Genomic DNA, 20,292 nt, shown 5'->3' on the forward strand with positions numbered 1-20,292 from the left:
TAGACCCTCAAGCCACGAGGCTACCCCATGATCCGCGAAGAATTCCTGCGTTTGGCCGCTGCCGGCTACAACCGCATCCCGCTTGCCTGCGAAACCCTGGCTGACTTCGACACGCCGCTGTCGATCTACCTGAAACTGGCCGACGAGCCGAACTCCTACCTGCTGGAATCGGTTCAGGGCGGGGAGAAGTGGGGCCGTTATTCGATTATCGGCCTGCCATGCCGCACCGTGCTGCGGGTGCATGACCATCATGTCAGTGTGACCGTCGACGGTGTCGAGACCGAAAGCCACGACGTTGAAGACCCGCTGGCGTTCGTCGAAACCTTCAAGGCCCGTTACAACGTGCCGACCATCGCTGGTCTGCCACGTTTCAACGGCGGTCTGGTGGGCTATTTCGGTTATGACTGCGTGCGGTATGTGGAGAAGCGTCTGGGCAAATGCCCGAACCCGGATCCACTGGGCGTGCCGGACATTCTGCTGATGGTCTCCGATGCGGTGGTGGTGTTCGACAACCTCGCCGGCAAGATGCACGCGATTGTGCTCGCCGATCCGTCGCAGGCCGGTGCGTTCGAGCAAGGCCAGGAGCGTCTGGAAGAGCTGCTGGAAAAACTCCGTCAGCCGATCACGCCGCGCCGTGGCCTGGATTTCAGCAAGCAACAGTCGGCTGATCCGGTGTTCCGTTCGAGCTTCACCCAGGACGATTACGAAAAAGCTGTCGACACCATCAAGGAATACATCCTGGCCGGTGACTGCATGCAGGTCGTACCGTCCCAGCGCATGTCGATTGACTTCAAGGCAGCACCTATCGATCTGTACCGGGCGTTGCGCTGCTTCAACCCGACGCCTTACATGTACTTCTTCAACTTCGGCGACTTCCATGTCGTTGGCAGTTCCCCGGAAGTGCTGGTGCGGGTCGAAGACAACCTGATCACCGTGCGCCCGATTGCCGGTACCCGTCCACGCGGGGCCAACGAAGAGGCCGATCTGGCGCTGGAAAAAGACCTGCTGTCGGACGACAAGGAGATCGCCGAGCACCTGATGCTGATCGACTTGGGTCGTAACGACACCGGTCGGGTTTCGGAAGTCGGTTCGGTGAAACTCACCGAGAAGATGGTCATTGAGCGTTATTCCAACGTGATGCACATCGTGTCCAACGTTACCGGGCAGTTGAAGGCCGGGCTGACGGCGATGGACGCGCTGCGGGCGATTCTGCCGGCCGGTACGTTGTCGGGTGCACCGAAGATTCGCGCGATGGAGATCATCGATGAGCTGGAACCGGTGAAGCGCGGTGTCTACGGCGGCGCGGTCGGTTACTTTGCCTGGAACGGCAACATGGACACGGCGATTGCGATCCGTACCGCCGTGATCAAGAACGGCGAACTGCACGTGCAGGCCGGTGGCGGCATCGTCGCCGACTCGGTCCCGGCGCTGGAATGGGAAGAAACCCTGAACAAACGCCGCGCAATGTTCCGTGCCGTAGCTTTGGCAGAACAGACCCCGGACGCCTGAGTTCACGCAATACCCCCTGTAGGAGCGAGCCTGCTCGCGATGACGGACTGACATTCACTATTGATGTCGACTGACACTCCGCTATCGCGAGCCGGCTCGCTCCCACATTGGATTTGCGGGCATAAAAAAACGCGGCGCCTGTGAGGGCGCCGCGTTTTTTATGACCTGCGATTTAGAAGTCCAGCGCAACACCCACGTTGATGCCTTGTTGAGTGAAGTCGTCATCCTTGCGAATGACGTAGCTGGCGCGCAGTGCCAGGTCCTTGGTGAGGTTGTGGCTCGCACCCAGGTTCACACGGTTCAGGTTGGTTTGCGGGGTGTAGCCTTCCAGCGTGAACTGATTGTTCGGCAGGCTGTTGAGGTGAATGGACACGTCCTGGGCGTCGTCGTTGTACTCACGCTCGTGAGCCACTTCGCCAAACACCTGGGTTTGTGGCGTGATCTGGTATTTGCCCTGCAAACCGATACCCAGGCGCCGGGAGATGCTTTCTTGATCGGCAAAGGTCAGCGCTGTGGCATCAGCGCCGTCTTCCGAGTAACCGTCGACCTTCACCTTGGCGAAATCAGCGCTGACAAAGGGCGACAGGTGCCAAGGACTGCTGGCTTGCTGCGCAATGTCATAACCGATGCGAGCGCTGAAGGCTTCGACGTAGCCACTGGTATCGCCTTTTTCACCGCGTTTATTGGCACCCAACTGGAATTTACGCTTGAGGCTGTCGTAATCCAGATGCCCGGCGGTCAACGCTGCGTCAGCCCATACGCGGTTTTCCTGGTACTGGGCGAATGCCGTGCCCATATACGTGTTGAGCTTGTAGTCGGAGTCGCTCGCACCGGCTTCGAGTTTCTGGTCATAGAAACCGGCGGCCACGCCGACGCGCCAGGCATCGTTGAGGCGGTAGCTGCCACCGATGTTCAGGTTGTAACCGTTACCGTCGGCGCTGACGACACTGTCCTGCCCGTCAAAGTCCTGATGCTGGCCACCGCCGGCAACAATGGCGCGCCATTGGCCGACGCCTTGCCAGTTTTCCCAATCGGCCAGCCATTGGTTGCGCAGTTCATCCTGATGCGCACGCAAGGTGCCTTGGGCCATTTGCGGCAATAGCGTCAGTTCCCACGGCGCCGCCAACAGCGAGTACGCGTAATCGGCAATCAGGCGCTGCCCGGTTTCGGTGGGGTGCACCGCGTCGTTGTAGATCAGCTTGGTCGGATCGGGTGTGGCGCTGTTGATGCCGTAACGGGCGTTTTCAGTGCAGCTGTTGCCGCTGAAGCAGGTGGCGCTCAGGTTCTGGTCGGTGGCCAGGCCAAATTGCGCCGGGTTGGCGAACGTCTCTTTGAGCAGTACCGGAATGTTGAGCGGGATGATTTCAGCATTGATGTTCTGCAGTCGGCTGACCAGTTCGGTGTTGAACTGGGCGCTGAGCTGAGACGTGAATGCTTGCAGCGGGGAACCGTTGAATGCAGGGGTGAAGCCGATGTCGGGCAGCAGCCAGACCATGACGTAGCGGGCGCCGGCGCCTTGCAGCGTCTGCACGCTGTCGGCCAGTCGGTCGGCGGCGGCACTGGCTTGGGGCAGGCTGGTAACGCGACCTTGCAGGAAGTCGTTACCGCCACCCGACAGGTAATACAGTGCGTTCGGGTCGGCACGGAAGTTGTTCGACGGCAAGTATCCGGCACGGACACGAGCCCCCGTGTCGGACGTGGTGGTGATCGAATCGAGAATCTGATCGGTGCGATAACCGCCGACGGCCCAGTTATTACCATCGGGCTGGCCGTTGCTGGCGCGGACCGCCGAGTTCGATGAAGCGGTCTGGTCCGCCGAGAACCCGAGTTTTCCACCCAGTATCTGCGTGGAGTTGAGTGAGCGGACTTCGCCGCTGCCATCCAGATAAACCGGCCCCGTCCGGTTGGTAAAGCGTTGTGTCGCCCCGGCAGGTCCGCCGGTGTCGGCAAAGGTCCCGGCGTCGTTGAGGCTGTCGCCGAAGACGACGAAACTGGTGTATGGATTCGGCGCGGCGTACGCCTGGGCGCAGGCCATTGCGAGCAAGCATCCTGCGAGCGGTACAAACAACGTCTGTTTGATCATGAGCAAGTCCGTTTATTTATTGTTTTAGGTGAACGAAACGACAGTACCAAAAACTTCCGGCCTTTTGCCATCCGTCGCGAAGCCTTTGATAGTTTCGCAAGCAGCAGCCCCGGCCATATTGCACGCTCTGCCCAGCTAAGTTACTGTGCCGAGACGTATGAATGAGACCTTCCCCGTGTTGATCATCAGTAAACTCCTGGATCAAGTCATCAAGGCACACGCCCGCTGGCGTTGGCGCGCCTGAATTCTTTTGCCGGCCCCGCCGGACCTGTACCGCTTTGCCTTCTACCCGTTTGAAATGCCGCTTTGCTGGCGCTACTCCAGCACCTGATAAAGCGCAACGCCCTGCGGGTCGATCATTCGAAGGCCATCTTTAAAGTCAGTGAATTCAAGAGGTTCAAAAACGCCATGTTGCTGATGATCGATAACTACGACTCCTTTACTTACAACGTTGTGCAGTACCTCGGTGAGCTTGGCTCCCAGGTCAAGGTTGTGCGCAACGATGAGCTGACCATCGCTGAAATCGAAGCCCTCAACCCCGAGCGCATCGTGGTGTCCCCCGGTCCTTGCACCCCGACTGAAGCCGGTATCTCGATCGAAGCGATCAAGCATTTCGCCGGCAAACTGCCTATCCTGGGCGTCTGCCTCGGCCACCAGTCCATCGGCCAGGCCTTTGGTGGTGATGTGGTCCGCGCCCGTCAAGTCATGCACGGTAAGACTAGCCCGGTATTCCACGAGGACAAGGGCGTATTCGCAGGGCTGAATCGCCCATTGACCGTGACCCGTTATCACTCGCTGATCGTCAAGCGCGAAACCCTGCCCGATTGCCTGGAGTTGACGGCATGGACGCAGCTTGAAGACGGTTCGGTCGACGAGATCATGGGGTTGCGCCACAAGACACTGAACATCGAAGGTGTGCAGTTCCACCCTGAGTCGATCCTCACCGAACAGGGCCACGAATTGTTCGCTAACTTCCTCAAACAAACCGGCGGCACGCGCTAAGGACTTTTCATGAATATCAAGACAGCCCTGGGCCGTATCGTCGATCATCTCGACCTCAGCACCGATGAGATGCGCGATGTGATGCGCGAAATCATGACCGGCCAATGCACCGACGCACAGATTGGCGCGTTCATGATGGCCATGCGCATGAAGAGCGAAAGCATCGACGAAATCGTCGGCGCCGTGTCGGTCATGCGCGAGCTGGCGGACAAGGTCGAACTCAAGACCCTCGACGGTGTGGTTGATGTGGTCGGTACCGGCGGTGACGGTGCGAATATCTTCAACGTGTCGACCGCTTCCTCCTTCGTTGTTGCAGCGGCGGGTTGCACCGTGGCCAAGCACGGTAACCGTGCGGTGTCGGGCAAAAGCGGCAGCGCCGATTTGCTTGAAGCGGCAGGCATCTACCTGAACCTGACCCCGGTTCAAGTCGCTCGCTGCATCGACAACGTCGGCATCGGTTTCATGTTCGCCCAGACTCACCACCGTGCCATGAAGTACGCCGCCGGTCCGCGCAAGGATCTTGGCCTGCGTACCTTGTTCAACATGCTCGGCCCGCTTACGAATCCGGCCGGTGTGAAGCATCAGGTGGTGGGCGTGTTCAACCAGGCGTTGTGCCGGCCATTGGCTGAAGTCCTGCAGCGACTGGGCAGCAAGCATGTGCTGGTGGTGCACTCGAAGGATGGCCTGGACGAATTCAGTCTGGCAGCGCCGACCTTTGTGGCCGAATTGAAGAACGACCAGATCACCGAGTATTGGGTCGAGCCGGAAGACCTCGGCATGAAGAGCCAGAGCCTGCATGGGCTGGCCGTCGATAGCCCGGATGCTTCGCTGGAGCTGATTCGCGATGCCTTGGGCAAACGCAAAACCGAAAGCGGTCAGAAAGCTGCCGAAATGATCATGCTCAATGCCGGTGCCGCGTTGTATGCCGCTGACCATGCAACCAGTTTGAAAGAAGGCGTTGCCCTGGCGCACGATGCGCTGCACACAGGCCTCGCTCGCGAGAAGCTGGAGGAGTTGGGTGCATTTACCGCGGTATTCAAAGTGGAGAATGAAGGATGAGTGTACCGACGGTTCTGGAAAACATTCTGGCGCGCAAGGTCCAGGAAGTCGCCGAGCGCAGCGCTCGTGTGAGCCTGGCCGAGCTGGAAAGTCTGGCCAAGGCGGCCGATGCACCCCGTGGTTTTGCCAAGGCGATGTTGGCGCAAGCCAAGCTCAAGCAGCCAGCGGTGATTGCCGAAATCAAGAAAGCCTCGCCGAGCAAGGGCGTGATCCGCGAGAACTTCGTTCCTGCCGACATCGCCAAAAGCTACGAGAAGGGCGGCGCGACGTGTTTGTCGGTGCTGACCGATATCGATTTTTTCCAAGGCGCCGATGCCTACCTGCAACAGGCCCGGGCCGCGTGCAAACTGCCGGTGATCCGCAAGGACTTCATGATCGATCCTTACCAGATCGTCGAAGCCCGGGCGCTGGGTGCCGACTGCGTGCTGTTGATCGTCTCCGCGCTGGATAACGTGAAGATGGCCGAGTTGGCGGCCGTGGCCAAAAGCGTCAATCTTGATGTGCTGGTGGAAGTTCACGATGGTGACGAGTTGGAGCGGGCCTTGAAAACCCTCGACACCCCACTGGTCGGCATCAACAACCGCAACCTGCACACCTTCGATGTCAGCCTGGAAACCACCCTCGACTTGTTGCCGCGTATCCCTCGTGATCGCTTGGTGATCACCGAGAGCGGCATTCTCAACCGTGCCGATGTCGAACTGATGGAAATCAGCGACGTCTACGCCTTCCTGGTCGGCGAAGCGTTCATGCGCGCCGAAAGCCCGGGGACCGAGCTGCAACGTCTGTTCTTCCCGGAGCGTGGTATCGCGGTGAGTGGTTCTACACTCGACTGATTACACGCAGACCGAGTCGACCCCATCGCGAGCAAGCTCGGCTCCTACAGGAGAACCCATGTAGGAGCCGAGCTTGTCTCCGGGCGGCGTTCCGACGATGGCGGCATAAGTACCACCTCAGCCTTCATGTCCAACGGAATACCTTATGACCTCAATCGTCTCTTTGACTGTCGAAGCCGGCCTGCAAGCCGAGCAGGATCTGTTGGCCTCGGTCTGCGCCGGCGACGCCGAGTTCGGCCTGCTGTTCTGGCAGCCGAGTGATCGGGCGCTGGTCATGCCACGCCGTTTGAATCGCTTGCCCGGTTTCGAGACTGCGTGTGGAGTGTCCGCAGCAGCCGGTTGGCCGGTCCTGCTGCGTGAAACCGGCGGTGAGCCGGTGCCGCAATCGGCGTCCACTATCAACATTGCCCTGGTCTACGCGCCACCCCGCAGTGAAGGTGACCAGAACCGGATTGAAACCGCTTATCGCCGACTCTGCGATCCGATCTGTCAGTTACTGGAAGAGTTGGGCGGCAAGTCGTCCCTTGGCGAAATCGACGGCGCGTTCTGCGATGGCCGTTTCAACGTCAACCTCGACGGTCGCAAAATGGTCGGCACCGCTCAACGCTGGCGCCAGAGCAAGGGCGGTACGCGTCCGGTCGGTCTGGTTCACGGTGCTTTGTTGCTGGAAAACGAGCGCGAATCGATGGTCGCGGCGGTCAACCGCTTCAATGAAGCCTGCGGTCTGGAGCAACGGGTTCGCGCCGAAAGCCATATCGCCTTGCATGAGAAGTTCGCCGCGCCCGATGCACTCGGGCGGCTCGACACGCTGTATCGCCAGTTGCTGGCAGAGATGTTCGAAGGTTAACGCGTGCCGAAGACCACCATGGTCTTGCCTTTGACGTCCACCAGGTTGCGCTCTTCCAGATCCTTGAGCACGCGGCCGACCATTTCTCGCGAACAGCCGACAATCCGCCCGATTTCCTGGCGGGTCACTTTGATCTGCATGCCATCCGGGTGAGTCATCGCGTCCGGCTGTTTGCACAGCTCCAGCAGGCAACGGGCGACGCGCCCAGTGACGTCGAAGAACGCCAGGTCACCGACCTTTTTCGTGGTGTTGCGCAGACGCTGTGCGATTTGTCCGCTAAGTACGTAAAGAATGTCGGGATCTTGCTGGGACAGCTCGCGGAATTTCGCGTAGCTGATTTCCGCGACTTCGCATTCAATCTTGGCGCGTACCCAGGCGCTGCGCTGCTGTTCCAGGCCAGCCTGTTCAAACAGGCCCAGCTCACCAAAAAAGTCCCCGGCGTTCAGGTAGGCGATGATCATTTCACGACCATCGTCATCCTCAATCAGGATCGTGACAGAGCCTTTGATGATGAAGAACAACGTTTCCGAGCGATCACCCGCACAAATGATGTTGCTCTTGGCCGCATAGCGCCGACGCTGACAATGCATCAACAGCTTGTCGAGGTTCTTGATTTTGGGTGTTGGGGCAATAGCAACCATGGTTGTATCCCGAAAAGACTTCACGGTGTGTTTTGGTTTTTTTATGAGTCGCTGACAATGGTCAATGCAAAGCTGGCCATGCGCCATTGAATTGGCGTCAGCTTAACAGACACTTCCTGCAACATTCGAACATTTACCTACGGCGTCGACACTTGCGTCCCAGGAAGGCGAAACGCTGTCAAACCAAGGCCCTGTGCTAAGCTGGCGACCCTTTTTTTAGACAGTGGAGTCTTGGCGATGAAGGCACGCATCCAATGGGCTGGCGAAGCCATGTTCCTCGGTGAATCCGGCAGCGGTCATGTCGTGGTCATGGACGGTCCGCCCGATGCCGGCGGTCGTAACCTGGGTGTCCGGCCGATGGAAATGCTCCTGCTGGGTGTCGGCGGTTGCAGCAATTTCGACGTGGTCAGCATCCTCAAGAAGTCCCGCCAGGCCGTCGAAAGCTGTGAAGCCTTCCTCGAAGCCGAGCGTGCCACCGAAGACCCGAAGGTCTTCACCAAGATTCACATGCACTTCGTGGTCAAGGGCCGTGGGCTGAAAGAAGCCCAGGTCAAACGCGCTATTGAACTGTCGGCTGAGAAGTATTGCTCGGCTTCGATCATGCTCGGCGCGGCAGGCGTGGCGATTACCCACGACTACGAGATCATCGAACTCGGTTGAGTCGACATTCAACTATCATAAAAGCGGTGCAGACTCTGGCGAACCCAAGCTGACGTCTGCATAATGCGCCACTTTTTTCAGGGTCGTGGCCTGTCAACCGACAGGCCGCAGTCCCGAACAGACAACCAAAATCGCCATCGCGAAGAGGTGTTAACCGTCCTACGCAGGTGCGTCGTTCGCATCTGACGGGCATGCTTGATCACGCGGCCGGGCCGCAATACATAGAGAGTTTTTAACGGTGAAAAGCAAACTCAAGCTCCACGGGTTCAATAACCTGACAAAGACCTTGAGCTTCAACATCTATGACATCTGCTACGCGGAAACCCCGCAAGACCAACAGGCCTACGTTGAGTACATCAATAAAGAGTACAACGCGAAACGCCTGACGCAGATCCTCACGGAAGTTGTCGATATCATTGGTGCCAACATCCTGAACATCGCCAGTCAGGACTACGAACCACAGGGTGCCAGCGTCACAATTCTGATCTCTGAAGAGCCGGTGACCCCGACCGACAGCCAGATCGAAGAGTCCCCGGGCCCACTGCCTGAAATTATCCTGGCCCACCTCGACAAGAGCCACATCACGGTGCACACCTACCCGGAAATCCATCCGGTCAGCGGTATTGCAACTTTCCGTGTGGACATCGACGTGTCGACTTGCGGGGTCATTTCACCGCTTAAAGCGCTCAACTTCCTGATTCACCAGTTCGATTCGGACATCGTGACCGTGGACTATCGTGTGCGCGGCTTTACCCGCGATGTTGAAGGCAAGAAGCACTTCATCGATCACGAGATCAACTCGATCCAGAACTACCTGTCCGACGACACTTACGACGCGTACCAGATGACCGACGTAAACGTGTACCAGGAAAACCTGTTCCACACCAAAATGCTGCTGAAGAATTTCGAACTGGATAACTACCTGTTCGGTGACGCCACCAACAACCTGTCTTCCGAGCAACGTGCTCAGGTGACTGACCGTGTGAAACACGAAATGCTAGAGATCTTCTACGCACGCAACATGGCGTAAGATTTACGGGCAAAAAAAGGCGACTCCCTCACGGCAGTCGCCTTTTTTATGTCTGTCGCAAAACCTTTGCAGGAGCATGGCTTGCCCGCGATAGCGTCCTCGAGATCGCCATCGCGGGCAAGCCATGCTCCTACGGTCAGATCCGATAAGTACTCTTGGTCATCACTTTGGCCAACAGGCTCATCCCGAACTTCACCGGTGCCGGGAAGCGGAAGCCGCCAGCATCCAGTGCGCTTTCCGCATGATGTTCTTCATCAATGCGCATCTGCTCGAGAATCGCCCGGGATTTTTCATCTCCTGCCGGCAATTGCTCAAGGTGTTCGTTCAAGTGTTTGCACACTTGATGTTCGGTGGCGGCAACGAACCCGAGGCTGACTTTGTCGCTGATCAACCCGGCAACTGCGCCAATCCCGAACGACATGCCGTAAAACAGCGGATTAAGAATGCTGGTATGGCTGCCCAATTGATGGATGCGTTGCTCGCACCAGACCAGATGGTCGATTTCTTCTTCGGCTGCATGTTCCATGGCCTCGCGCACATGCGGTAGCTTGGCGGTCAGGGCTTGACCTTGGTACAACGCCTGGGCACAGACTTCACCGGTATGGTTGATGCGCATCAGGCCGGCCACGTGCCGGGTGTCTTCATCGCTCATCTGCGCATCGGGCTGGACGATGGCTGGCGACGGACGGTAAGGCTGGCCACTGAAGGGCAGCAGGGTGCGCATGGCGGCATCGGCTTGCAGCAGAAGACGGTCAATCGGCGAATAGTGACGTTGGGTAGTCATGCTGACCTCCGGGAAAATCTCGGCGGCCAGTTTAACCCAATCGGCCGGGGGAAGGTTTGCGCTGGGTCATTGTGCTGCAGTTGTTGTGACAGTGCTGTGATGCCGTTGTGGGAGCGGCGGTGCGCCACGCCCACAGGATCAATTGCAATCAGCCCGGCGGCCAATGCATCTGGCGCTGACCCAGCACGTGCATATGAATGTGATAGACGGTTTGCCCACCTTCTTCATTGCAGTTCATGACAACGCGGAAGCCTTTTTCACAGCCCAATTCCAGGGCCAGGCGTTGGGCGGTGAACAGAATATGTCCAGCCAGTGCCTTGTCGTCCTCGGTGAGGTCGTTAAGGGTGCGCACCGGTTTTTTCGGGATCACCAGAAAATGCACCGGTGCCTGTGGGGCGATGTCGTGGAAGGCCAGTACCTGGTCGTCCTCGTAGATGATCCTGGCCGGGATTTCCCGGTTGATGATCTTGGTGAACAGAGTATCCACAGCTGTTTTCTCCGTTGTTTTGGCTGGCCCGAGTGTACTCATGGGGAATGCCCTCGCCCAGTGTTTTACCGTAGGACCCTTCAGCGGGGGCAGTAAGCCTTGTTGATCATGCCGACGATTGTCCTGTTCAACCAGCGAGAACCGAGCCGTGGCAGAAAGGCGCGCCAACGGTTTCCTCGGCCCGGGATAATGATCGCGCGATCTTTTTCCAGGGCCCGTACGGTGTACAGCGCCACTTCTTCAGGGCTCATCAGCATTTTGTTATCGATCAGTTTGCCGGTGTCCAGTTGCGCGGTACGGAAAAAACCGGTGCGCGTCGGGCCGGGGCAGAGCACCGAGACCTTGACCGCGCATTTTTTCAGCTCGACGCGCAGACCTTCGGAAAAATGCAGCACATACGCCTTGCTGGCGTAGTAAGTGCTCATCCAGGGGCCGGGGATAAATGCGGCGACCGAGGCCACATTGAGGATCTGCCCGCCACCCTGCAAGGCCATGCTGTTTCCGATGGCATGGCACAGGCGGGTGAGCGCCAGGATGTTCACTTCGATCAGGTCCTGCTCGGTCATCCAGTCTTGAGCCAGAAAGGGACCGCAGGTACCCATGCCCGCACAATTGACCAGCAAATCGATTTGTCGGTCACCTTCCTCCAGTTCCAGCAGAAACCCTGACAGCCGGAGCGGCTCGCCGAGGTCGCAGGCACGGAAAAGCACTTCCACGCCAAAACGTTGAGTCAGTTCAATCGCAATACTTTCCAGCTGATCACGCTGTCGGGCCACCAGAATCAGGCTGCGGCCACGCCGGGCCAGCGCTTCGGCCATCGCCAGGCCGATGCCGCTGGAAGCGCCGGTGATCAGAGCGTAACGGGTCATGCAGTTCTCCATCGCAACAGCTCCGCGCCGCGACGCAGGTGTCACGGGCGGGGAGCGCTGTTTATTCTTTCGCAGAGTCTACAGGGGCCGGGGCTTCTTCGGCTTCATCGTCTGCAGAATCTGGTGCAGGTTCAGCAGCTTCGGCTGGCTCGACGTCGATTTCTTCGGTGGTCACCGCGCCGCTGTCATAGCTGCTTTGAGTGGAGCTTTCATATTCTTCCTGAATCGCGCTGAAACCGCCGGCCAGTGCCCCAACGAAGACGATGGCGATAAACACGATCCACAACGAAGCCAGTGCTTTGACCGCTGTGCTGTTGGGCGGCGGCGGTGGGCCATAGCGATTGGCGATGTTGGTGCCGGGTGCGACCATGATCACGATCGGGAAGAAGCTACCCACGAACGGGACGAGGTTGAGTAACCAGAGCCAGCCCGACCAGCCAATGTCGTGCAGGCGCTGCACGCTGATCTGAATGCTGACCACGGCCACTGCGATAAACAGGATCAGCGCCACCAGGCCACCGACAATCAGGCCCGCCGTCGAGTCTGCACTAATAAGGGCGATGGCGAAAACGGCCAGCACCGAGCCTACCGCAAGCATGACCAGGGTCAGGACCATCGTCCACGCAAGATAACGCAAGCGGCCGATGCGGCCTTCGACGCTGAATGGCTTGAGCGTGGCGAACACGGGTTCGGTTTCGCCGACACTCGCGCGGGGCGGCGCGTACGGGGATTCCGGGTCCGTCGGGGCAGGTTGAATGCTGGCTGGAGCGTGATGCTGGACGTCGGCCAGGTTCAACTCGACCGCGGGCTCGGCTTCGACTCGGGCGTCGATACCGGTTTTCGTCAGCGCTTGAAGGTAGGTTTTTGCGTCGGCTTGCGACAAGCCTTGTTTAAGCGTCACCGTCTGGCCATTGAACAGTCTTTCGACGGCAGCGACCTCGCTTTTGTACAGCGCGGCGAGGTTGAGTTTTGCGGTGGTGAGGTCAACACCTGGCAGCAGAGCGCCGTTGAATGTGATCTTGAAACGGTTTTCGCTCATTGCGAGGCATCCTTGTCGCGAGTGTTTGAATTAGGAATCGAGTGTAAGGCCAGCCGGTAGGGGCTGGCCAAACTTTCATTTTAGCGTGGCCAGCGCTTGGGCAACGACGCGGCCAGTGCCAATGCCTTGCGGTATTCGTCGTCCAGCCGTGCGACCAGTTGGTCGACGCTCGGCAGGTCATCGATTTCCCCGACCCCCTGACCTGCAGACCACACGGTTTTCCAGGCCTTGGCTTCATCGCTGATGGGTTTCAGTTTGGAACCGAAGTTCACCTCCCCCTTGTTTTGCAGGGCGGCCATGTCGAAGCCCGCCGCTTCAAGGCTTTGACGCATGAAGCTCGCCGGTACACCCGAGACGGCTGGAGTATGGACGATGTCCGCCGCCCGGGACGTCAGTAGCATCTCTTTGTAGGCGTCAGGTGCATGACTTTCAGTGGTACCGATAAATCGCGTACCGAAGTAGGCCAAATCCGCCCCCAGCAATTGCGCGGCGAGAATCTCGTGGCCATGGTTCAGGCAGCCGGCCAGCAGCAGGGTCTTGTCGAAGAACTGGCGGATCTCGGCGATCAGCGAAAACGGGCTCCAGGTCCCGGCGTGTCCACCGGCACCCGCGGCCACGGCAATCAAGCCGTCCACGCCGGCTTCGGCGGCTTTTTCCGCATGACGGCGAGTCGTCACGTCGTGAAACACCAGGCCGCCGTAGCTGTGTACAGCGTCGACCACTTCTTTCACGGCGCCCAGGCTTGTGATCACGATCGGCACTTTGTGCTCGATGCAGATCTGCAGATCCGCTTGCAGGCGCGGGTTGCTGTTGTGGACGATCAGGTTGACCGCATAGGGTGCCGGGTTTTCCATTGCCGCCAACCCGGCTTCGATCTCTTCCAGCCAGGCCTTGAAGCCGCTGCTTTCGCGCTGGTTCAACGCGGGAAAGCTCCCCACCACGCCATTTCGGCAACAAGCGAGCACCAGTTGCGGGTTGGAAATCAGGAACATCGGCGCAGCCACCACAGGCAGGCGCAGACGTTGATCGAGCAGAGCGGGCAGCGACATTGGAAGTACCCCGGTGAATGATGTTTGTTGAGATTAGAACGGCCGAACCACGACCAGAATTACGATTGCCAGCAATATCAGAACCGGGACTTCATTGAACCAGCGATAAAAGACATGGCTGCGGGTGTTTTCGCCACGGGCAAAACGTTTCACCTGCGCGCCGCACATGTGGTGGTAACCGATCAGAAAAACCACCAACGCCAACTTGGCGTGCATCCAGCCACCCTGGCTGAAATAGGCGCTGGGGTTGAGGCTGATCAACCAGCCGCCGAAAATCAGCGTAGCGATCATCGACGGGCCCATGATGCCCCGGTACAGCTTGCGCTCCATGACGCTGAAGCGTTCCTTGCTGACGGTGTCTTCGCTCTGCGCGTGATAGACGAACAGGCGTGGCAGGTAAAACAGCCCTGCAAACCAGCAAACGATGCTGACGATGTGAAGCGCTTTGAGCCACAGATAAAGCATTTTTAGTTATTCCAGGATTCACGGTAGCCGGAATAGTAGAGGCTTGAGCGTCCGCACGTCACCTTGACGGTTGTCGCAGACGCGCGCGGCCCCTATTATCGACGGCTTTCCAGTGGGTTCGTTGAGGGCAGGTTTATGGTCAAGGTCGGTATCGTCGGCGGCACGGGTTACACCGGTGTCGAACTGCTGCGTCTGTTGGCACAGCATCCGCAAGCTGAAGTGGTTGTCATCACTTCCCGATCCGAGGCTGGCCTGGCCGTCGCCGACATGTACCCGAACCTGCGAGGTCACTACGACGGCCTGGCGTTCAGTGTTCCGGACATCAAGACCCTGGGTGCCTGTGATGTGGTGTTCTTTGCAACGCCTCACGGTGTAGCCCATGCCCTGGCGGGTGAGTTGCTGGCGGCCGGGACCAAGGTCATCGACCTGTCGGCGGATTTCCGCCTGCAAGATGCCGCAGAATGGGCCAAGTGGTACGGCCAGCCGCACGGTGCGCCAGAGTTGCTGGACGAAGCGGTCTACGGCCTGCCGGAAGTCAATCGCGAACAAATCAAGAAGGCTCACCTGATTGCAGTGCCGGGTTGCTACCCGACCGCTACGCAATTGGGTTTCCTGCCGTTGCTCGAAGCCGGTCTGGCGGATACCGCTCACCTGATTGCTGACTGCAAATCCGGCGTCAGCGGTGCCGGGCGTGGCGCCTCTGTAGGATCGCTGTACTCCGAGACGTCGGAAAGCATGAAAGCCTACTCAGTCAAAGGTCACCGTCACTTGCCGGAAATCCGCCAAGGGCTGCGTCGCGCGGCGGGCAAGGACGTCGGTCTGACGTTCGTTCCGCACCTGACGCCAATGATTCGCGGCATTCACTCGACGCTTTACGCGACCGTCGTGGATCGCTCGGTGGATCTGCAAGCGTTGTTTGAAAAGCGCTATGCCAACGAACCGTTCGTCGACGTAATGCCGGCCGGCAGCCATCCGGAAACCCGCAGCGTGCGCGGCGCCAACGTGTGCCGAATTGCGGTGCATCGTCCACAGGATGGTGATCTGGTGGTGGTATTGTCGGTGATCGACAACCTGGTCAAAGGTGCGTCGGGTCAGGCGGTGCAGAACATGAACATCCTGTTCGGTCTGGATGAGCGTCTGGGCCTGTCCCACGCCGGCATGTTGCCGTAACGCTTTATCCTGCACAGCCAAAAGGCCCGTCTGACGGGCCTTTTTGCATTCCGGGCGAGCAATGGGTTCGATTGATATACCGTAACAATAGTTGACCGCTTTTCTAGGAGAAGCGGATAATGCGCGTCATCACGCAATATGACGGCGTAACGCCGGGAGATAGTCAGCATGAGCGTCGAATCCTTCACCCCCACGGCTTTGCAATTCACCCACGGTGCCGCGCACAAAGTGAAGAGCCTGGTCGATGAAGAGGGGAATGATCGCTTGAAACTGCGCGTATTCGTTACGGGCGGCGGTTGTTCAGGTTTTCAGTACGGCTTTACCTTCGATGAAGAAGTGGCCGATGACGACACCATCGTCGAGCGCGAAGGCGTGAGTCTGGTCGTAGACCCGATGAGCTTCCAGTACCTGGCCGGTGCCGAGGTGGATTATCAGGAAGGTCTGGAAGGCTCGCGCTTCGTGATCAAGAACCCGAACGCCAGCACGACTTGTGGCTGTGGGTCTTCGTTCTCGATCTGATTGCACCTGCACACAATGCAAAACGCCGCAGAACCTTATGGGTTGTGCGGCGTTTTGCTTTCTGGCGTTTACGCCGGGTAAATGGCGCCCAGAACGCGCAGGCCTCGAGCGCCAGTGACGCTAGGGCGATTGGCGGCGATGCCTTCGAGGCAGCAATGGGCCAGCCAGGCGAAGGCCATGGCTTCGACCCAGTCCGGGTCCACGCCGTAAGCGGCGGTGCTGCTGACTTTGGCGTTGGGCAACAGGTTGGCCAAGCGCTTCATCAGCGTGGTGTTGTGCGCGCCGCCGCCGCAGACCAGCAGTTCTTGAGTGTCCGCCTGGGCGTGTTGCAGTGACTCGATGATCGTCAGCGCGGTCAGTTCGAGCAGGGTTGCTTGCACGTCTTCGGCGGCAAAAGTCGGTAGCTTCGAGAGGTGTTGTGTCAGCCATGGCAGGTTGAACACTTCGCGGCCGGTGCTTTTCGGGCCTTTGGTCACGAAGAAGGGATCACTGAGCAGCTCATTCAGCAGTGACGGTTCGACTTTGCCGTTGGCGGCCCATTGGCCATCCCTATCAAAGTTGTCGCCGCGCTGCTGGTGAATCCATGCATCCAGCAATACGTTACCCGGACCGCAGTCGAAACCCGCAACGGGTTTGTCGGGTTCGATCAGGCTGAGGTTGCTGAATCCACCAATATTCAATACGGCGCGATTGCCGGCGCGTTCTTCAAACAAGGCTTCGTGGAATGCCGGGACTAGCGGCGCGCCTTGTCCACCTGCGGCCACGTCGCGACTGCGGAAGTCGCTGACTACGGTAATGCCTGTCAACTCGGTCAGCAGGGCAGGGTTGCCGATTTGCACGGTGAAGCCGCGTGCCGGTTCGTGGCGAATGGTCTGGCCATGGCTGCCAATCGCACGAATGTCTTCGGGCTTAAGGTGTTGTTGATCAAGGAGGGTTTGTACACCCTGGGCAGCCAGTTTTACCCAGTTTTGTTGGGTGATGGCTGAACGGGCTATCTCGTCCGGGCCGCTGGCGCACAAGCCGAGCAGCTCGGTGCGCAGGGTTTCGGGCATCGGAATGTAGTGCGTGGCGATCAATCTGATCGCCGGGGCTTGCTCGATCAGCGCGATGTCCAGGCCATCAAGGCTGGTCCCGGACATCACACCTATATAGAGAGCCATGGCTTAACGCTTGCTCGAAGCCAGCAGAGTGGCTTTTTCCTGTTCCATGCGCGCCATCAGTGGCTGGCTTTGGGCGAGGAAGCGTGCGCGTTCCGCCTTGGCAATCGGATCGGCCATTGGCAGTTTCTGGCCCAGTGGATCGACGTGCACGCCATTGACCTGGAATTCGTAGTGCAAATGCGGGCCAGTGGAGAGGCCGGTGGTGCCGATATAGCCAATCACCTGGCCCTGTTTCACCGTGCCGCCAGTCTTCACACCTTTGGCGAAGCCTTGCATGTGGCCGTAGAGCGTGGTGTAGGTATTGCCATGTTGGAGGACCACGGTATTGCCGTAGCCGCCGCGGCGACCCGCCAGCAATACTTTGCCGTCGCCAGCCGCCTTGATTGGCGTGCCGCGTGGTGCTGCGTAATCGACGCCTTTGTGGGCGCGAATCTTGTTCAGGATCGGGTGCTTGCGCCCCATGGAGAATTTCGAGCTGATGCGGGCAAAGTCGACCGGGGTGCGGATGAACGCTTTGCGCATGCTGTTGCCGTCAGCGGTGTAGTAGCTGCTGTTGCCTTGTTTGTTGATGTAACGCACGGCGGTGTAAGTCTTGCCGCGGTTGGTGAAACGTGCGGAAAGGATCGGGCCATTGCCGACAGCCTTGCCGTTGACGACTTTCTGTTCGTAGATCACATCGAACTCGTCACCCTGGCGAATATCCTGGGCGAAGTCGACGTCGTATCCAAATACACTGGCCATATCCATCGTCAGGCTGTGGGACAAACCGGCGCGAGCGGCGGATTGCGACAGCGAACTGTTGATCACGCCATGAACATAGGCGGAACGCGTGGTGGGTTTTGCAGTGATGCGGTTGAACGCATAACCCTTGTCATGCCTGGTCAGGGTGATGCTTTCGAGGTCGCTGAGTTTGCTGTGCAGGCTGGTCAGTTGGCCTTCGGGGGTCAGTTCGAACTCGAGCTTCTGGCCGTGTTTGAGTTGGCTGAATTGCTTGGCTTGTTTGTCGCTGGCCAGGACATCGTGCACCGAGGTGGCTGGGAGGCCGACTTTCTCAAACAGGGTGGAGAGCGTATCGCCTTTGGAGACAATCACTTCCCTGTGGTTCGCAGACTTCTTTTCTTCGACTGCGGGCGCGGCCTGCGCGGTTTCCTGTGGTTCTTCAGCGCTGTTATCGATCTGCGCAAAAGGGGAGGTTACTGGCTCATTTGTGGCTTGAGCGGCGTCAGCAGCGTCTTGATCTTGTGACAGTTGTTCAGCAGGGCTTTCCAGTTCGAGACTCAGGGTGGTCTTTTTTGCTTCAACATCACTGGAAGGAAATACCAGAAGCGCCAGGCTCAGGAGAGCGGCGATGCCGCTTGCTGCGAGCAGGTGGGTCTTCGGGTAAAGCGGCGGCGCTTTAGACGATTCTTGGGTCATAAGTAATTTTGACTTTGAAAAAGATGAATTGGAAAAGATGAATGACATGATGAAGATGAAATAACTGTATAAAATATAACCAAATCATCTCTGAAGCAAGTCCGCGGACACTCTGCCAGCGGATTGGCGTCATTGCGCCGGCCAAACTTTGTATTTGACGCGTGATCTTGTATGGTTGGTCCCCTTTGAATTCGAGCCTTGCGGGTCTGTTATGAAGTCGGTTGAAGAGCAGCTAGCGCTGATTAAACGTGGTGCAGAAGAACTGTTGGTCGAGTCCGAGCTGATCGAAAAGCTCAAGCGTGGCCAGCCGCTACGTATTAAGGCAGGCTTCGATCCGACTGCACCGGATTTGCACCTGGGTCATACCGTGCTTATTAATAAGCTGCGCCAGTTCCAGGAGCTGGGGCATCAGGTGATCTTCCTTATAGGTGACTTCACCGGGATGATCGGTGATCCGAGCGGCAAGAGCGCGACGCGTCCGCCGCTCACCCGTGAGCAGGTTCTCGAGAATGCCGAGACCTACAAGACTCAGGTCTTCAAGATTCTTGATCCGGCGAAGACCGAAGTTGCGTTCAACTCCACCTGGATGGACCAGATGGGGCCGGCGGACTTCATTCGCCTGACGTCGCAGTACACCGTTGCCCGCATGCTCGAGCGCGACGATTTCGATAAGCGCTACACAACTAATCAGCCAATCGCCATTCACGAGTTCCTTTATCCGCTGGTTCAGGGTTATGACTCGGTCGCTTTGCGCGCGGATATTGAGCTGGGCGGCACTGATCAGAAGTTCAACCTGTTGATGGGGCGTGAGCTGCAGCGTGGTTATGGTCAGGATCCTCAGTGCATTCTGACGATGCCGTTGCTCGAAGGGCTGGATGGCGTGAAGAAGATGTCCAAGTCCTTGGGCAACTACGTCGGTATTCAGGAAGCGCCGGGTGTCATGTATAGCAAGCTGGTTTCGATTCCGGATGCGTTGATGTGGCGCTATTTCGAATTGCTCAGCTTCCGCTCCATGGATGAGATCAATGCATTCCGTGCTGATGTCGAGGCTGGCGCGAACCCGCGCGACATCAAGATCAAGCTGGCCGAAGAAATCGTTGCGCGGTTCCATGGTGAAGAGGCTGCGGCCAATGCTCACCGCGGGGCGGGCAATCGTATGAAAGAGGGCGAGCTTCCGGATGATCTGCCAGAGATCGAGCTGACTGCTGCCGAAGATATGCCGATTGCGGCTGTCCTTAATAAGGCCGGGCTGGTGAAGAACTCGGCAGTGGCGCGTGACCTGTTGGGTTCCGGCGGTGTGCGTATTGATGGTGAGGTGGTCGATCGCACCTTTATATACGTACTGGGCGCGACGCACGTTTGTCAGGCCGGCAAGAAGGCATTTGCGCGTATTACGCTCAAATCCGAATAAAGCCGAAATCAGTGCTTGACGGCAGATTCAGGATGTCTATAATTCGCCCCACTTCCGGCGCAGTCGAAACGGAAAACTCCTTGGTAAACAAAGAGTTACGCAGTTTTCGGCAGTGAGTGGCTTCAGTTCATCGAAGTCCGAAAGGAGTTGAAAAAGAGGTGTTGACAGCAGCGTGTAACGCTGTAGAATTCGCCTCCCGCTACCGAGTGATCGGAAGCGCAAGTGGTTGAAGTTGTTAAAGATTTCCAAGCGAAACTTT

The 20,292-nt window shown here is 58.2% G+C and carries 20 protein-coding genes; 10 read left to right on the plus strand and 10 right to left on the minus strand.

Annotation, left to right across the window (positions count from 1 at the left end):
* Nucleotides 1-27: 27 nt before the first annotated feature.
* A complete protein-coding gene (gene trpE / locus BMS17_RS14800) occupies nucleotides 28-1,509 on the plus strand; it encodes an anthranilate synthase component I (RefSeq protein WP_046030021.1) in 1,482 nt (493 codons plus the stop codon).
* A 172-nt stretch (nucleotides 1,510-1,681) separates the two neighbouring features.
* Here trpE and estP read toward each other — a convergent pair whose 3' ends face one another.
* Nucleotides 1,682-3,592, minus strand: coding sequence for an esterase EstP (gene estP / locus BMS17_RS14805; RefSeq protein WP_077431170.1), 1,911 nt, complete (start codon nucleotides 3,590-3,592; stop codon nucleotides 1,682-1,684).
* A gap of 408 nt (nucleotides 3,593-4,000) precedes the next feature.
* Between estP and BMS17_RS14810 the strand changes: the two genes are divergently transcribed.
* The 4 genes from BMS17_RS14810 to BMS17_RS14825 all read left to right on the plus strand — a co-directional run bounded on the left by BMS17_RS14810 (nucleotide 4,001) and on the right by BMS17_RS14825 (nucleotide 7,333).
* Entirely contained in the window at nucleotides 4,001-4,594 is a 594-nt protein-coding gene (locus BMS17_RS14810) for an aminodeoxychorismate/anthranilate synthase component II (RefSeq protein WP_007980194.1), read from the plus strand.
* Between the two features lie 9 nt (nucleotides 4,595-4,603).
* Nucleotides 4,604-5,653, plus strand: a complete 1,050-nt coding sequence (gene trpD / locus BMS17_RS14815) for an anthranilate phosphoribosyltransferase (protein ID WP_046030023.1) — start codon at nucleotides 4,604-4,606, stop codon at nucleotides 5,651-5,653.
* Complete coding sequence (gene trpC, locus BMS17_RS14820) at nucleotides 5,650-6,486, plus strand: indole-3-glycerol phosphate synthase TrpC (RefSeq protein ID WP_077431171.1); 837 nt, start codon at nucleotides 5,650-5,652, stop codon at nucleotides 6,484-6,486. Before trpD ends, trpC begins: the two co-directional genes overlap by 4 nt.
* A gap of 145 nt (nucleotides 6,487-6,631) precedes the next feature.
* Complete coding sequence (locus BMS17_RS14825; RefSeq protein ID WP_077431172.1) at nucleotides 6,632-7,333, plus strand: lipoate--protein ligase family protein; 702 nt, start codon at nucleotides 6,632-6,634, stop codon at nucleotides 7,331-7,333.
* On the opposite strand, the gene crp is transcribed toward BMS17_RS14825, so the two are convergent.
* Nucleotides 7,330-7,974, minus strand: a complete 645-nt coding sequence (crp, locus tag BMS17_RS14830; protein ID WP_046030029.1) for a cAMP-activated global transcriptional regulator CRP — start codon at nucleotides 7,972-7,974, stop codon at nucleotides 7,330-7,332. The two genes, BMS17_RS14825 and crp, sit on opposite strands and share 4 nt — an antisense overlap.
* Nucleotides 7,975-8,211: 237 nt before the next feature.
* Here crp and BMS17_RS14835 point away from each other — a divergent pair, with 237 nt between their 5' ends.
* Both BMS17_RS14835 and speD read left to right on the plus strand, forming a co-directional pair.
* Nucleotides 8,212-8,634, plus strand: coding sequence for an OsmC family protein (locus BMS17_RS14835; protein ID WP_007941657.1), 423 nt, complete (start codon nucleotides 8,212-8,214; stop codon nucleotides 8,632-8,634).
* A gap of 238 nt (nucleotides 8,635-8,872) precedes the next feature.
* Nucleotides 8,873-9,664: an adenosylmethionine decarboxylase gene (gene speD / locus BMS17_RS14840; protein WP_046030033.1), complete on the plus strand. Its 792-nt coding sequence runs from the start codon at nucleotides 8,873-8,875 to the stop codon at nucleotides 9,662-9,664.
* 136 nt (nucleotides 9,665-9,800) lie between these two features.
* Here the strand turns inward: speD and coq7 are convergent, their stop codons facing one another.
* The 6 genes from coq7 to hemJ form a co-directional block, all read right to left on the minus strand.
* Nucleotides 9,801-10,448 carry a 2-polyprenyl-3-methyl-6-methoxy-1,4-benzoquinone monooxygenase gene (coq7, locus tag BMS17_RS14845; protein ID WP_046030035.1) on the minus strand — a complete coding sequence of 216 codons (648 nt, stop codon included), beginning with the start codon at nucleotides 10,446-10,448 and terminating at the stop codon, nucleotides 9,801-9,803.
* Nucleotides 10,449-10,596: 148 nt separating this feature from the next.
* A complete protein-coding gene (locus BMS17_RS14850) occupies nucleotides 10,597-10,935 on the minus strand; it encodes a histidine triad nucleotide-binding protein (protein ID WP_046030041.1) in 339 nt (112 codons plus the stop codon).
* Between the two features lie 80 nt (nucleotides 10,936-11,015).
* Entirely contained in the window at nucleotides 11,016-11,804 is a 789-nt protein-coding gene (locus BMS17_RS14855; RefSeq protein ID WP_046030042.1) for an SDR family oxidoreductase, read from the minus strand.
* Nucleotides 11,805-11,865: 61 nt separating this feature from the next.
* Nucleotides 11,866-12,843, minus strand: a complete 978-nt coding sequence (locus BMS17_RS14860; protein WP_077431173.1) for a DUF805 domain-containing protein — start codon at nucleotides 12,841-12,843, stop codon at nucleotides 11,866-11,868.
* 80 nt (nucleotides 12,844-12,923) lie between these two features.
* Nucleotides 12,924-13,892, minus strand: coding sequence for a nitronate monooxygenase family protein (locus BMS17_RS14865; RefSeq protein WP_077431174.1), 969 nt, complete (start codon nucleotides 13,890-13,892; stop codon nucleotides 12,924-12,926).
* Between the two features lie 33 nt (nucleotides 13,893-13,925).
* Nucleotides 13,926-14,357: a protoporphyrinogen oxidase HemJ gene (gene hemJ, locus BMS17_RS14870; RefSeq protein WP_077431175.1), complete on the minus strand. Its 432-nt coding sequence runs from the start codon at nucleotides 14,355-14,357 to the stop codon at nucleotides 13,926-13,928.
* A 135-nt stretch (nucleotides 14,358-14,492) separates the two neighbouring features.
* Here hemJ and argC point away from each other — a divergent pair, with 135 nt between their 5' ends.
* The gene (gene argC / locus BMS17_RS14875) at nucleotides 14,493-15,527 is read left to right on the plus strand and encodes an N-acetyl-gamma-glutamyl-phosphate reductase (RefSeq protein ID WP_046030048.1); all 1,035 of its coding nucleotides are present in this window, start codon (nucleotides 14,493-14,495) and stop codon (nucleotides 15,525-15,527) included.
* Between the two features lie 168 nt (nucleotides 15,528-15,695).
* A complete protein-coding gene (erpA, locus tag BMS17_RS14880) occupies nucleotides 15,696-16,046 on the plus strand; it encodes an iron-sulfur cluster insertion protein ErpA (protein ID WP_007947969.1) in 351 nt (116 codons plus the stop codon).
* Between the two features lie 68 nt (nucleotides 16,047-16,114).
* Here erpA and BMS17_RS14885 read toward each other — a convergent pair whose 3' ends face one another.
* Together BMS17_RS14885 and BMS17_RS14890 are read right to left on the minus strand one after the other, a co-directional pair.
* The gene (locus BMS17_RS14885) at nucleotides 16,115-17,206 is read right to left on the minus strand and encodes an anhydro-N-acetylmuramic acid kinase (protein WP_077431176.1); all 1,092 of its coding nucleotides are present in this window, start codon (nucleotides 17,204-17,206) and stop codon (nucleotides 16,115-16,117) included.
* Nucleotides 17,207-17,209: 3 nt separating this feature from the next.
* Complete coding sequence (locus BMS17_RS14890) at nucleotides 17,210-18,622, minus strand: peptidoglycan DD-metalloendopeptidase family protein (protein ID WP_046030053.1); 1,413 nt, start codon at nucleotides 18,620-18,622, stop codon at nucleotides 17,210-17,212.
* A gap of 211 nt (nucleotides 18,623-18,833) precedes the next feature.
* Here BMS17_RS14890 and tyrS point away from each other — a divergent pair, with 211 nt between their 5' ends.
* The gene (gene tyrS / locus BMS17_RS14895; RefSeq protein ID WP_046030055.1) at nucleotides 18,834-20,033 is read left to right on the plus strand and encodes a tyrosine--tRNA ligase; all 1,200 of its coding nucleotides are present in this window, start codon (nucleotides 18,834-18,836) and stop codon (nucleotides 20,031-20,033) included.
* Nucleotides 20,034-20,292: the final 259 nt, after the last annotated feature.

Origin of the sequence: Pseudomonas sp. C9 (assembly GCF_002000165.1) — a bacterium.
Lineage (GTDB): Bacteria > Pseudomonadota > Gammaproteobacteria > Pseudomonadales > Pseudomonadaceae > Aquipseudomonas.

Coding starts and splice junctions, on each gene's coding strand:
- trpE (WP_046030021.1), top strand. CDS start 28: ATGATCCGCGAAGAATTCCTGCGTTTGGCCGCTGCCGGCTACAACCGC.
- estP (WP_077431170.1), bottom strand. CDS start 3,592: ATGATCAAACAGACGTTGTTTGTACCGCTCGCAGGATGCTTGCTCGCA.
- BMS17_RS14810 (WP_007980194.1), top strand. CDS start 4,001: ATGTTGCTGATGATCGATAACTACGACTCCTTTACTTACAACGTTGTG.
- trpD (WP_046030023.1), top strand. CDS start 4,604: ATGAATATCAAGACAGCCCTGGGCCGTATCGTCGATCATCTCGACCTC.
- trpC (WP_077431171.1), top strand. CDS start 5,650: ATGAGTGTACCGACGGTTCTGGAAAACATTCTGGCGCGCAAGGTCCAG.
- BMS17_RS14825 (WP_077431172.1), top strand. CDS start 6,632: ATGACCTCAATCGTCTCTTTGACTGTCGAAGCCGGCCTGCAAGCCGAG.
- crp (WP_046030029.1), bottom strand. CDS start 7,974: ATGGTTGCTATTGCCCCAACACCCAAAATCAAGAACCTCGACAAGCTG.
- BMS17_RS14835 (WP_007941657.1), top strand. CDS start 8,212: ATGAAGGCACGCATCCAATGGGCTGGCGAAGCCATGTTCCTCGGTGAA.
- coq7 (WP_046030035.1), bottom strand. CDS start 10,448: ATGACTACCCAACGTCACTATTCGCCGATTGACCGTCTTCTGCTGCAA.
- BMS17_RS14855 (WP_046030042.1), bottom strand. CDS start 11,804: ATGACCCGTTACGCTCTGATCACCGGCGCTTCCAGCGGCATCGGCCTG.
- BMS17_RS14860 (WP_077431173.1), bottom strand. CDS start 12,843: ATGAGCGAAAACCGTTTCAAGATCACATTCAACGGCGCTCTGCTGCCA.
- BMS17_RS14865 (WP_077431174.1), bottom strand. CDS start 13,892: ATGTCGCTGCCCGCTCTGCTCGATCAACGTCTGCGCCTGCCTGTGGTG.
- hemJ (WP_077431175.1), bottom strand. CDS start 14,357: ATGCTTTATCTGTGGCTCAAAGCGCTTCACATCGTCAGCATCGTTTGC.
- argC (WP_046030048.1), top strand. CDS start 14,493: ATGGTCAAGGTCGGTATCGTCGGCGGCACGGGTTACACCGGTGTCGAA.
- erpA (WP_007947969.1), top strand. CDS start 15,696: ATGAGCGTCGAATCCTTCACCCCCACGGCTTTGCAATTCACCCACGGT.
- BMS17_RS14885 (WP_077431176.1), bottom strand. CDS start 17,206: ATGGCTCTCTATATAGGTGTGATGTCCGGGACCAGCCTTGATGGCCTG.
- BMS17_RS14890 (WP_046030053.1), bottom strand. CDS start 18,622: ATGACCCAAGAATCGTCTAAAGCGCCGCCGCTTTACCCGAAGACCCAC.
- tyrS (WP_046030055.1), top strand. CDS start 18,834: ATGAAGTCGGTTGAAGAGCAGCTAGCGCTGATTAAACGTGGTGCAGAA.